At 71.4% G+C, this 11,597-nt stretch carries 14 protein-coding genes; 5 read left to right on the top strand and 9 right to left on the bottom strand.

Annotated features, from left to right (window positions below; translation table 11 throughout):
- The 3 genes from AOK08_RS32990 to AOK08_RS33000 all read left to right on the top strand — a co-directional run.
- The coding region (locus tag AOK08_RS32990) for a multicopper oxidase family protein (protein ID WP_055532877.1) at positions 1-1,135 on the top strand (1,135 nt) is incomplete at its 5' end.
- A 177-nt stretch (positions 1,136-1,312) separates the two neighbouring features.
- Positions 1,313-1,798 carry a YbaK/EbsC family protein gene (locus tag AOK08_RS32995; RefSeq protein WP_055532879.1) on the top strand — a complete coding sequence of 162 codons (486 nt, stop codon included), beginning with the start codon at positions 1,313-1,315 and terminating at the stop codon, positions 1,796-1,798.
- Positions 1,795-2,643 carry a DMT family transporter gene (locus AOK08_RS33000; RefSeq protein ID WP_055532881.1) on the top strand — a complete coding sequence of 283 codons (849 nt, stop codon included), beginning with the start codon at positions 1,795-1,797 and terminating at the stop codon, positions 2,641-2,643. The genes AOK08_RS32995 and AOK08_RS33000 overlap by 4 nt, the downstream gene beginning before the upstream one ends.
- 55 nt (positions 2,644-2,698) lie before the next feature.
- On the opposite strand, the gene AOK08_RS33005 is transcribed toward AOK08_RS33000, so the two are convergent.
- From AOK08_RS33005 to AOK08_RS33015, 3 genes are all read right to left on the bottom strand, one after another.
- Complete coding sequence (locus tag AOK08_RS33005) at positions 2,699-3,103, bottom strand: RidA family protein (RefSeq protein WP_055532892.1); 405 nt, start codon at positions 3,101-3,103, stop codon at positions 2,699-2,701.
- Positions 3,104-3,170: 67 nt separating this feature from the next.
- Positions 3,171-3,749, bottom strand: coding sequence for a GNAT family N-acetyltransferase (locus AOK08_RS33010; protein ID WP_055532882.1), 579 nt, complete (start codon positions 3,747-3,749; stop codon positions 3,171-3,173).
- Positions 3,746-5,215, bottom strand: a complete 1,470-nt coding sequence (locus AOK08_RS33015) for a purple acid phosphatase family protein (protein ID WP_055532884.1) — start codon at positions 5,213-5,215, stop codon at positions 3,746-3,748. Before AOK08_RS33015 ends, AOK08_RS33010 begins: the two co-directional genes overlap by 4 nt.
- 335 nt (positions 5,216-5,550) lie before the next feature.
- Between AOK08_RS33015 and AOK08_RS33020 the strand changes: the two genes are divergently transcribed.
- Complete coding sequence (locus AOK08_RS33020; RefSeq protein ID WP_055532893.1) at positions 5,551-5,829, top strand: DUF1876 domain-containing protein; 279 nt, start codon at positions 5,551-5,553, stop codon at positions 5,827-5,829.
- A gap of 92 nt (positions 5,830-5,921) precedes the next feature.
- Here the strand turns inward: AOK08_RS33020 and AOK08_RS33025 are convergent, their stop codons facing one another.
- The 6 genes from AOK08_RS33025 to AOK08_RS33050 form a co-directional block, all read right to left on the bottom strand.
- Positions 5,922-7,103, bottom strand: coding sequence for a serine hydrolase domain-containing protein (locus AOK08_RS33025; RefSeq protein WP_055532894.1), 1,182 nt, complete (start codon positions 7,101-7,103; stop codon positions 5,922-5,924).
- 69 nt (positions 7,104-7,172) lie between these two features.
- Positions 7,173-7,577 carry an organic hydroperoxide resistance protein gene (locus AOK08_RS33030; RefSeq protein ID WP_198539468.1) on the bottom strand — a complete coding sequence of 135 codons (405 nt, stop codon included), beginning with the start codon at positions 7,575-7,577 and terminating at the stop codon, positions 7,173-7,175.
- Between the two features lie 285 nt (positions 7,578-7,862).
- Positions 7,863-8,348: a MarR family winged helix-turn-helix transcriptional regulator gene (locus AOK08_RS33035; RefSeq protein WP_198539467.1), complete on the bottom strand. Its 486-nt coding sequence runs from the start codon at positions 8,346-8,348 to the stop codon at positions 7,863-7,865.
- Between the two features lie 25 nt (positions 8,349-8,373).
- Complete coding sequence (locus AOK08_RS33040; protein ID WP_055532887.1) at positions 8,374-9,180, bottom strand: energy-coupling factor ABC transporter ATP-binding protein; 807 nt, start codon at positions 9,178-9,180, stop codon at positions 8,374-8,376.
- Positions 9,168-9,929 (bottom strand): cobalt ECF transporter T component CbiQ, encoded by a 762-nt coding sequence (cbiQ, locus tag AOK08_RS33045; RefSeq protein ID WP_055532888.1) that lies wholly within the window; start codon positions 9,927-9,929, stop codon positions 9,168-9,170. Before cbiQ ends, AOK08_RS33040 begins: the two co-directional genes overlap by 13 nt.
- Position 9,930: 1 nt before the next feature.
- A complete protein-coding gene (locus AOK08_RS33050) occupies positions 9,931-11,010 on the bottom strand; it encodes an energy-coupling factor ABC transporter permease (protein WP_079054416.1) in 1,080 nt (359 codons plus the stop codon).
- Positions 11,011-11,159: 149 nt separating this feature from the next.
- On the opposite strand from AOK08_RS33050, the gene AOK08_RS33055 reads away from it, so the two are divergent.
- Entirely contained in the window at positions 11,160-11,543 is a 384-nt protein-coding gene (locus AOK08_RS33055) for an SsgA family sporulation/cell division regulator (RefSeq protein ID WP_055532891.1), read from the top strand.
- The last annotated feature ends 54 nt before the right edge of the window (positions 11,544-11,597 follow it).

Consider the following 11,597-nt stretch of genomic DNA (forward strand, 5'->3'; position numbering starts at 1 on the left):
TGCCATGGGTGCCATGGGTGCTGTGGGTTCGATGGGTTCGATGGGCGATCCCCGGGCCGTGGTCACGAGCGTGACTCGGGACTACACCTTCCCGATGGACCAGCGTCCGGCGCTGCTCTGGTACCACGACCACCGGATGTCCTTCACCGCCCCCGCGATCTGGCGGGGCCTCTTCGGACCGCACATCGTCCGCGACGACGCGGAGGACGCGCTCGGGCTGCCCGCCGGACGCCATGAGCTGCCACTGGTGATCACGGACCGCGCGTTCGACGGCGACGGCCGCCTCGTCTACCCGTCCCTCGACCCCACCCTGCGCACGCGACCGGGTGTCTCCGGTCCCTACCTCGCCGGGGTCCTCGGCGACGTGATCCTCGTCAACGGCGCCCCCTGGCCCGTCCACGAGGTCGACGCGGTCCGCCACCGGCTGCGCGTCCTGAACGCCTCCAACGCCCGGCACTACGAGCTGGAGGCAGTCACCGACGACGGGCGGCGGCTCGACCTCGTCCAGGTCGGCGCCGACCAGGGGCTGCTGGCCGCGCCGGTCACCCACTCGTACCTGCCGATCGCCCCGGCGGAGCGCTACGACATGGTCGTCGACTTCTCCGGCGTCCCTGTCGGCGGCCGGGTCAGGCTTCTCAACCGGCTGGGTTCGGGACGCACGCGTGACGTGATGGCCTTCCGCGTCGCCCGCAAGGCCGCCGACCCCAGCCGGGTCCCCGCCGTCCTCTCCCGGGACCTGCCGACCTGGCGCAGGGCGGACGCGGCCCGAGTACGTGACTTCTCCTTCCGCGCCGGACGCACGCAAGGAGTCAACGGCTGGCTGATCGGCGGACGCCCGTTCGACCCGGCCCGCACCGACGTCACGACCCACCTCGGCGACACCGAGGTCTGGCGTCTCACCGCCGATGTGCACCACCCCGTCCACCTCCACCTGGTCGGCTTCCGCGTGCTCTCGCGCGGCGGAAAGGCACCGCGCCCCCAGGACGCCGGCCTCAAGGACACGGTCTCGCTGCGCCCCGGCGAATCAGCGGAGATCATCACCCGGTTCACCGGCTACAAGGGCCGTTACCTCTTCCACTGCCACAACGCGGAGCACGAGGACATGGGCATGATGGCCAACATCGACGTCGTCTGAATCACCCGATCCTTCGTGATCAATCGTGATGCCTCGCCATCCCTCGCCATCCCTCGCCATCCCTCGCCATCCCTCGTCATCCTTCGTGATCAATCGCGGTCTCTCGTGATCCCTCGATCCACCCGCCGCCCGGAATTCGTTTCGTGACGCGTCTGTCCGCCAGCTAGCGTGCCAGGCATGACGACCTCCTCCCGTTTCGCCGAGGCCCTCGATGAGCTGGGCCTCGGTGAACTCCACGCCCGTATCCGCCGGTTCCCGGACGAGACCCGTACCGCCGCCGAGGCCGCCGCCGCGATCGGGTGCGAGCTGAGCCAGATCTGCAAGTCGCTGATCTTCTCCGCCGACGGGGTCCCGGTCCTCGTCCTCATGGACGGCGCCTCCCGCGTCGATGTCGACCTCGTCCGGCGCGAGCTCTGCGCCGCGAAGGTCACCCGCGCCAAGGTGGACGTCGTACGGCAGACCACCGGGTACGCCATCGGGGGCGTGCCGCCCTTCGGGCACAGGACCAGGACGCGGGTGCTCGCGGACCGTTCGCTGCTGGCGCACGACATCGTCTGGGCCGCCGCGGGCACCCCGTACGCCGTGTTCCCCATGGAACCGAAGGCCCTGATCGCCCACGCCGGCGCGACTCTCGTGGACGTGCGCGAGTCGGCGGCCTCGTGACCCCGGTCGTCACCGCCGCCGTCCTGCTCGCCGCCGTCACCCACGCCTGCTGGAACGCGCTCGCGCACCGCGTCACCGACAAACTGGTCGGGTTCACGCTCATCGCGGGTGGCGGGACGGCCATTGGGCTGGTCGCCGTGCCGTTCCTTCCCGTGCCCGCCGCCGGGGCGTGGCCGTATCTCGTCGCGTCGGCGCTCATCCATGTCGCGTACTACGCGCTGCTCATGCGGTCGTTCCGGCTCGGCGACTTCGGGCAGGCCTATCCGATCGCGCGCGGAACCGCGCCCCTCGTCGTCACCGTCCTCGCCGCCGTGTTCGCGCACGAGGTGCCCGACGGATGGGCGGCGGCCGGAATCACCCTGTCCTGTGCGGGACTTACCGGCGTGGCGCTGTGGGGACTACGCGGGCGGCGGCCCAACTGGGCGGCGATCGGGGCCGCGTTGGCGACCGGGCTGACCATCGCCTCGTACACCGTCGTCGACGGCCTGGGCGTACGGGCCTCGGGGTCGGCCCTCGCCTACATCGCCTGGCTGATGGTCCTGGAGGGCCTCGCCGTCCCCGCCTACGCCCTGTACCGGTGGCGGGGCCAATTCCTCGCGAGGGTACGGCCGTTCGCAGCCGTCGGGCTCCTCGGCGCCGCGCTGTCCGTGCTGGCGTACGGGCTGGTGCTGTGGGCGCAGACCCGGGCCGAACTCGCGCCGGTCGCGGCGCTGCGGGAGTCGTCGATCATCGTCGGGGCTGCCATCGGGGCCGTGTTCTTCAAGGAGCGGTTCGGTGCGCCCAGGGTCGCCGCGGCCGGGCTGCTCGTCGTCGGGATCGGGCTGATGCTGCACACCGCCGGGTAGGCTAAAAACCCGGTGTCCTGGGCGGGTTGATCCATGAGTCCGGGGTTTGCGGGGCCTACGGGCGTACCGCCACCGCGTCCACCTCGAACAGCATTCCCGGCAGGGCCAGCGCGGCGACACCGCTGAGGGTCTGCGCCGGGAGCCGGTCGCCGAAGCGGGCGTGCAGCGCCTTGCCCAGGGGCTCCAGCTTGGCCAGGTCGTGGTCGACGATGAACGTGCCCAGCCGCACCACGTGTTCGTAGCCGAGGCCGACCCCTTCGAGTGCCGAGCGCAGCCGGTCGAAGGCCAGGTCCACCTGGGCGGCGAAGTCGCCGGGGACGGGAGCGCCGGTGAGGTCGGAGGCGTACTGCCCGCCGACGTACACCGTTTCGCCCGGCGCCGACACCGCGTGGCTGTAGCCGAAGGGCGTCGGGTCGTGCAGGGCGGGCGGGTTGGTGATCGTGCGCCGGTCCCCTGTCATGGGGAGGTCCGAAGTCATGGGGAGGGCAACGCCTGGTGGGCGCCGGCCATTCCGGGTGGGCGTCCGCTCAGGGCTTCGGTGCCGCGTAGCAGCGGAGTTTCACCCACTGGCCCGGCAGCCACTCCTGCTCCACCTCCGGCCCCAGCAGCGTCCAGCCCAGGCGCTCGTACAGGGTCGCCGCTGCCGTGGCCGTCGACGCCACGTCCAGGACGGGGTGCAGGGCGCGGGACCTCGCCTCCGCCACCGCCCGTTCCATCAGCGCCGCGCCCACACCCCGGCCCCGGGCCGCCGGATCGACGTACAGCCGGTTGATCACGGCGGTGGGGCCGTCGCTCCAGAGGGCCGCCGCCGCGTTGCCCGCGTCGCTGCCGGACAGGACGACATGGCCGATGATCCCCTCACCGCCGTCCTCACTGCCGTCCTCACGGCCATCCTCATTGCCCGACTCATCGCCCTCCTCTTCTGCCACCCACACCGCGAGGAGCGATCCGGGAGTCAGCCAACCGGCCGGGTCGCTGGGCCAGTTGAGCGGGTACGCGTTCTGCTCGTGGATCGTCGCCAGTACGCGTACGCACGCGTCGAGGTCGGCCTCCGTGCGGGGGCGGATGGTGAACTGGGCTGTGCTGTCTGTGTGGTTGGCGCTCATCCGTGCATGTAAGCACGCACGCCCGACAGGTCGTGGGGCCGCATGCTGTTGCGGTCGGTCACCGAGCGGCCCAGGGCGTGGTGGGGCCAGAGGCCGCCCGCTGTGAGGCGGCTGCGTTCGACCCAGGCGCGGGCCGGGACGCTGCTGTTCTTGTAGTAGTTGAGGGCGTAGCCGCCGGTGTGGACGCGCAGGAGACAGAAGCCGCCCGGGTAGTCCTTGACCGCGCTGACCTCCTGCTGGGTGACGTGCGGGGCGCTGGTCAGGACCGTGCGCTTGTTGCGGTGGGTGTGGCCCGCGTGGTGGAGGAAGACGCCGGGGGAGGCCGAGTAGGCCTCGACGATCTCTCGGGCCTGGCCGCGGTCCAGGCGCTGGCCCCGGCCCATGGGGAAGACCGAGTCCCGCGTGGTGAGCGGGTGGTGGCCGAAGACGACGGTCGGCTGATCCGGGTCGCTCCTCAAGTCAGCCTGGAGCCAGGCCAGTTGCGCCGCGCTCAGGCCGCCCGCGTCGCCGCCGTTGCCGCTCTTCTCGTAGGTGTCCAGGCCGATCAGGCGCAGGCCGCCCAGGTCGCGCGCGAAGTATCCGGGGCCGTCGGCGCCGCCCAGGAATCCGTCGCGGAAGGAGTCGTCGGGGTGCCTGGGGCGGTCGTGGTTGCCCCGTACGACGAAGTAGTCCCGTCCGTGGGTGCCGAAACCGTCCAGGATGCGGCGGGCCTCGGCCAGGTCCTGCGGTGCGCCGGCCGCCGAGATGTCGCCGGCCGCCAGCAGGACGTCCGCGCCGCGCCGGTGGGCCTCCTCGACCATGGCCCGGCTCATGATCTCCGGGTACGGGTCCAGGCCCGGCTGCTGCGAGACCCCGCGCAGCATCGGCACGCCCGCCACCCGGCCCGCCGTGGTCTCGCCGAGGTGCAGGTCGTTGCAGAGCGCGATGGAGAGGAGGTGGCGGCCGGGGGGCGGCTGGGGTGTGGTGAAGGAGTACGGGCCGCCGTGCGAGCCCAGGCCGTGCAGCGAGGTGCCGACCGCGTTGCCGCGCACCAGGTGCAGGGGCGTCGGTGTGGCCGCCCGGCCCCGGGAACGGGCCTGGTAGTAGTACGTCTGGCCCGGTTCCAGGTCCGTCAGCTCGATGTGGTGGTGGGCCGTCGGGTGGCCCTCGGACGCCGTGCGGTTCAGGTGGGCGGGGTGGGTGCCGTACACGACCTCGCCCTCGGTCACCGCGGGGATCAGATGGCCGAAACCGTCGTCCGTGCCGGGCACCGCCGTGTACCAGGTGATGACGGCGCTGTTCTCGGTGAGCGTGACCAGTTCCAGGTGGAGGGCCGTCACGACGTCGGAGCGGGTGATCCGTTCCCGGCGCGCGGCGAGCGCGGACCGCAGAACGGCGGGCGTGAGCAGCGCGCCGGACCGGACGAGGTCGCCGGGCGCGGGGAACGCCGCCAGGGCGGCGAGGGGAGCGGAAAGACAGCAGCGCATGATCGGAACGTGCCCTTCGCCCGTTAACGGCCGCCGTGGGGACGGGGGCGGTCGGAGGTATGGGGCACGACAACTCCTTTCCCTCGCGTCGGTGCGGTCGGTGCGGGGGCTCTCAGCAGCGTACGGCTGGGGCTGGACTCCTCGTCCTCCGCACGGGCGATCGCGACGAACGTCACACAACGGACGTCATGTGCAAACGCGCCGCATACGCCGTAATCAGTACGCGCATGCGGCACACGTGCGGCATACGTGCGGCACACATGCGGGCCGGGGGTCACGGGCGCACTCTGGAAGCAGCGGTAGCGGCAGCGGAAGCGGTACCGGAGGTGATCGTCATGGCGCACACCGCAGTGGGATGGCATGTCGAGCTGGAGTTCGAGGAGGATGAGCAGCGCACACGGGCCGCGGCCCTCGTACGGCTCTCCGACGGGAGCGAGGTACGGGCCAACGGCTACGCAAGTCGGCACCGGTCCGACGAGAATCAGCCGCGCGTCGGCGAGGAGATCGCCGGGGCGCGCGCTCTCAACGAACTGGCGATGAGGCTGCTCACGAAGGCCCACGACGAGATCGACCAGGCGTCGGGGCGCACATCGCATTCACTGGGCTTCAGGTGATCGGGTAGACGGGTAGTCGGCTAAGCCGGGTATTCGGGCGATCCCCAGGCCTGCGGTACGGGTGGTCTACGGGTAGCTGGTGGCCTACAGCGCTACAGCCCCGCCGCCACCCGTACCGCCCGTACCAGCGCCTGGGCCCGCGCGTCCGCCGTCACGCTCTTGCGGAAGCCGTTCGTGACGTAGCCGAACGCGATGCCCGAGTCGGGGTCGGCGAAGCCCAGGGCACCGCCGCGTCCCGGGTGGCCGAAGGAGCCCGGGGTCAGGAGCGGTGAGGCGGCGCCGTGCAGCATGTAGCCGAGGCCGAAGCGGGTGCCGATGACCAGGACGCGGTCCGGGCCCGCCGACTGCTCGCCCCGGGCCAGCTCGACCGTCGCCGGGGTGAACAGGCGGGTCCCGCCGTCGACCCGGCCGATGAGGGAGGCGTAGAAGCGGGCGAGTCCGTCGGCGGTGGCGATGCCGTTGGAGGCGGGGAGGGCGGCGGCGCGGTACGCGGGGTCGTTCTCGTCCGGCAGCGGGGAGATCGCGGCGAAGGCGCGGCTGGTGAGGGAGTCCGGGTCGGCGTAGGCGTCGGCGACCGATCGTTTGGGTCGCGTCCGCAGGCCGGGGCCCGCCGTCTCGGGCGTCCGGACCGGGCCCACCCGGCCCACGCGCCCCGCCTCCGCGTCCGGCAGCCCGATCCACAGGTCGAGGCCGGCCGGTCCGGCGACCTCGGTGGCGACCCAGTCGCCGATCGGGCGCCCGCTGACCCGGCGTACGAGTTCGCCCGTCAGCCAGCTGTACGTCTGGGCGTGGTAGCCGTGGTCCGTCCCCGGCTCCCACGCCGGTGCCTGGTCCGCGACCGCCGCCGCGCCGAGGGCGGGGTCGGCGGCCTGCGCCGGAGTGAGCGACCGGTCGAGCACGGGGACGCCCGCGCGGTGCGAGAGCAGATGCCGTACGAGGGTCCGCTCCTTGCCCGCCGCCTTGAACTCGGGCCAGTACGCGCCCACCGGAGCGTCCAGGTCCAGTTCGCCGCGCTCGGCCAGCATCAGGAGTACGGCGGCGGCGACCCCCTTCGTCGCCGAACGCACGATCTGCGCGGTGCCGCGTTCCCAGGGCGCCGAACCGGACCCGGCGTCCCCGTCGACGTCCCGTACCCCGGCCCACAGGTCGACGACCCGGTGCCCGTCCCGGTACACGGTGACGGCGGCGCCGCGTTCGCCGCCGGTCGCGAAGTTCGCCGCGAACGCGTCCCTGACCGGCTCGAAGCCCGCCGCCACCACACCGTTCACGGTCACGTTCACGTCTGCGTTCACCAAGTCCACGCGGGGGTAACGCGTGCTCCCCGCCCGCGATTCCTCGATTCCTCAGCCCAGGATGATCGTCACATCGATGTTGTCGCGGGTGGCGTTGGAGTACGGGCAGACCACGTGCGCCGCGTCCACCAGCTTGGCCGCGATGTCCTGGTCCAGGATCGGCAGCGAGACGCTCAGGGCGACCGCGAGGCCGTAGCCGCGCTGCTTGTTGGGGCCGATGCCGACCTTCGCGGCGACCGTGGAGCCGGTCAGGTCGTAGCCCTCGCGGCGGCCGACCAGGACCAGGGCGTTGTGGAAGCAGGAGCTGTAACCGGCCGCGAACAACTGCTCCGGGTTGGTGCCGTTGCCGTCGCCGCCCAACTGCGGCGGCATCGCCACCCGCAGCGCGATCTGGCCGTCCTGGCTGGTGATATAGCCGTCCCGGCCGCCATGGGCGGTGGCCTCGGCGACGTACATGATCTTCGTCGGACGGGTGTCGATGTCGACAGCGGCACCTTCGTCGGTCACGGCGAAACCTCCCCCAAAGCGGGCAACAAAGCGGGCAACAAAGCGGGCAATAAAGCGGGCGGCAAACAGGCAACAAAGCGAATAATTCGGATGTATATGCGTGTAGATACTGCGAAAATCGCTGCCGCAACCTTTACCGCAACTACATCGTGCACAAGGTACCGGCCGGTAGGGATGTGCCCGTTACTCAGGGGTAGTAACCGCCGGTAACCCAAGTTCAGTGGCAGCCTCGGCTCAGTGGCGAGCCCGGTCCGCCGCCCCCTGTGCCCGCTCCGCCAGCTCCCACAGCTCGCCCCGCAGCCGGGCCACCTGGCCCCCGCTCAGCTCCGTCGCCGCGAGCAGCGCGGCCGGTACGGGCGCCGCGCGCTTCCGCAGCTCCGCTCCCTGCCCGGTGACCCCCACGGACACCGACCGCTCGTCCAGCGCCGACCGCTCCCGGCGGACCAGTCCCGCCGTCTCCAGCCGCTTGAGCAGCGGTGAGACCGTGCCGTAGTCGAGGCACAGGGCCGAGCCCAGCTCCTTCACGGTCACCTCGCCGCGCTCCCACAGGACCAGCAGCACCAGGTACTGGGGGTAGGTGAGGCCCAGCTCGTCCAGGAGCGGACGGTAGGCGGCGGTCATCGCGCGCTGGGCTGCGTACAGCGCGAAGCACAACTGGTCGTCGAGGCGCGGCGAGCCGGGAGAGCGTGCGTCGTTGTGCGCGTCCGCTTGTTCGATCACGCGCCCATTGTCCACGCGCCCCTGGTTATGCGGTGCGGGACGCGGAGGGTACGGATCGCGGGTCGAAGCCGTAGGGCAGTTCCAGCCGGTGGGCGCTCATCAGGTCGTCGTCGGCCAGGAGTTCGCCGGTGCGTCCGTCGGCGGCGATGACACCCTCGCTGAGGATGAGCGCGCGCGGGCACAGCTCCAGGGCGTACGGCAGGTCGTGCGTGACCATGAGGACCGTGACGTCCAACGACCGCAGGATGTCGGCCAGTTCGCGGCGCGAGGCGGGGTCGAGGTTGGAGGACGGCTCGTCGAGGACGAGGATCTCGGGCTCCATCGCGAGCACGGTCGCCACCGCCACCCGGCGCCGCTGGCCGAAGGAGAGATGGTGCGGCGGCCGGTCGGCGAAGTCCGCCATGCCGACCAGGTCGAGGGCCGTGCGTACGCGCTTCTCCAGCTCCTCGCCCTTCATACCGGCCGCTGCGGGGCCGAAGGCGACATCCTCGCGGACCGTCGGCATGAAGAGCTGGTCGTCGGGGTCCTGGAAGACGATCCCGACCTTGCGGCGGATCTCGGCCATGTGCCGCTTGCCCACCGGCAGCCCGGCCACCGTGACCGTCCCGGCGCCGCCGGTGAGGATGCCGTTGAGGTGCAGCACGAGCGTCGTCTTGCCGGCGCCGTTGGGCCCGAGCAGTGCCACCCGCTCACCGCGCCCGACCGTGAAGTCGACGCCGAAGAGGGCCTGATGGCCGTCGGGGTAGGCGTAGGCGAGCCCGGCCACTTCGAGGGAGGGCGTGAGTGAGGGGGTGAGTGAGGGTGAGGTTGTCACGGTTGTCACAAGGACCATCCCAGCAGACAGACGGCGAGCGCGGCGACGGGCAGGGCGAAGGCGTACGACCACTGCGCCCGGGACGCGGTCACCTCGTCGATGACGGGCATGGAACCGGCGTACCCCCGGCTCACCATGGCCAGATGCACGCGCTCGCCCCGCTCGTACGACCGGATGAACAGCGCCCCGGCGGACTTCGCCAGTACGCCCCAGTGCCGGACTCCGCTCGCCTCGAATCCCCGGGACTCCCGGGCGATCCGCATGCGGCGCATCTCGTCGGTGATGACATCGCCGTACCGGATCATGAAGGAGGCGATCTGTACGAGCAGCGGCGGGAGCTTGAGGCGTTGCAGCCCGAGGAGCAGTGCGCGCAGTTCGGTGGTGGAGGCGAGGAGTACGGAGGTGGCGACGCCGAGGGTGCCCTTGGCGAGGACGTTCCAGGCGCCCCAGAGTCCGCTGACGCTGAGCGACATCCCCAGCACCTCCACCCGCTCGCCCTGTGCCACGAAGGGCATGAGCACGGCGAAGGCGACGAACGGGATCTCGATCAGCAGGCGCTTGAGGAGGAAGGTGAGGGGGACGTGGGCGGTGCGGGCCACGGCCGCCAGTAGTACGGCGTACACCGCGAAGGCCCACACCGCCTCCCGGGGCGTGGACACGACCACGATCACGAAGGCGAACGCGGCGGCCAGCTTGGTGTGCGGCGGCAGCGCGTGCACGGGGGAGTGCGCGTGCCGGTAGAGCCGGTGGGCGTGCCCGGCGCCCATGTCAGGCGCTCGCGCCCGGTGAGGTGACGGCGGCCGGGGTGTCCTCGGTCCCGTCGGTACGCCGCTTGCGTACCGCCCAGAAGACGCCCGTCCCGGCGACGACCGTGGCGCCGACGCCGATCACACCGGCGAGGCCACCGGAGAGGCGGCCGTCGGTGATGCCCTCGACGCCGTAGTCGGCGAGCGGGGAGCCGGCGGCGGCGTGTTCCTCGACCTTGGCGTCGATGCCCTTGTCGGCGGCGACCTTCTCCAGGCCGTCCGGGCTGGCGGAGGCGTAGAAGCTGACGACGCCCGCGAGGACGAGGGAGGCGGCGAGGCCGGTCAGCCAGACGTTCCGGGTGCGGTGGGAGGGGCTGAGGGCCGGGGCGAGCTGCGGCTCGGGCGCGGGTGTCGCGTCCACCAGCTCGCCGCCCACCCGCAGTTGGAGCTTCTGGCGCAGGCCCCGGGCGCCGTGCACGAGGTCCGGCCGTACGGCGATGACCGCGCCGACCGTGAACGCGGTGATCGCCGCTTCGCCGAGCCCGATCAGGACGTGCACGCCCACCATGGCGGTGAGGACCCTGCCGAGCGGTACGTCCGTCGTGCCGCCGATGGCGTAGACGAGGGTGAAGACGAGGGCGGCACCCGGCACGGAGAGCGCGGCGGCGACGAAGGCGGACACGGTGACCGAACGGCGCTTCTTGGGCAGCGCCTTCACCAGTCCGCGGAAGACGGCGTAGCCGACGACGGTCGTCGTGACGGCCATGACCGAGATGTTCACGCCGAGCGCGGTCAGCCCGCCGTCCGCGAAGAGGATGCCCTGCATGAGCAGGACGACGGACACGCACAGGACCCCTGTGTAGGGGCCCACGAGAATCGCGGCGAGCGCGCCGCCGAGCAGGTGTCCGCTGGTTCCGGCGGCGACCGGGAAGTTCAGCATCTGCACGGCGAAGATGAACGCGGCGACGAGGCCGGCGAGTGGCGCGATCCGTTCGTCCAGCTCGCGCCGGGCACCGCGCAGGCTGACGGCGACGGCACCGGCGGCGACGACGCCGGCCGCTACGGAGACGGGGGCGTTGATGAATCCATCAGGCACATGCACCGTTCGATGATAGTGGCTTGTTGCGAACGTCTTGCAAGAGCGATCTGAAAGCAATTTGGTGCGTATTTGGGAAGATATGCGACATTGGAGAGGAAGTGGGAGCGGGTCCACAGCTTCCGCACAGGTTACGCAGCGTTAGGGGCCACCCGATGTCCGTAGTCGAGCAGTACGCGCGAGCCCATATCGTCACGGACACCGAGGACGACGACCGGGGTCCGGTGCCCGTTGTTCTGCGCTACGACCCGGACGCGGATCCGCGCGTGGTGCGCATCCGGCTGCCCGGTTCGCCCGGTCTGCATGATCCGCGCGATCCACATGGTCCGCACGAGTGGACGTTCTCCCGGTCGCTGCTGGAGGAGGGGCTGCGGGCGCCGGTGGGGTCGGGGGAGGTGCGGGTGTGGCCGTGCGGGCGGGTGCAGGCGGTTGTCGAGTTCCACTCGGCGGGGAGTGTGTCGGTGGTGCAGTTCGAGACGAAGACGTTGATGAGGTTTTTGAGGCGGACGTATATGGCGGGGGCGCGGGTGAGTAGCTGACGTGGGGTTTGGTTTTCTCGCCCCCGCCGCCCTTACCCGTCCCGTCCTGTTCCT

The organism is Streptomyces graminilatus, assembly GCF_001418565.1.
Taxonomy (GTDB): domain Bacteria; phylum Actinomycetota; class Actinomycetes; order Streptomycetales; family Streptomycetaceae; genus Streptomyces; species Streptomyces graminilatus.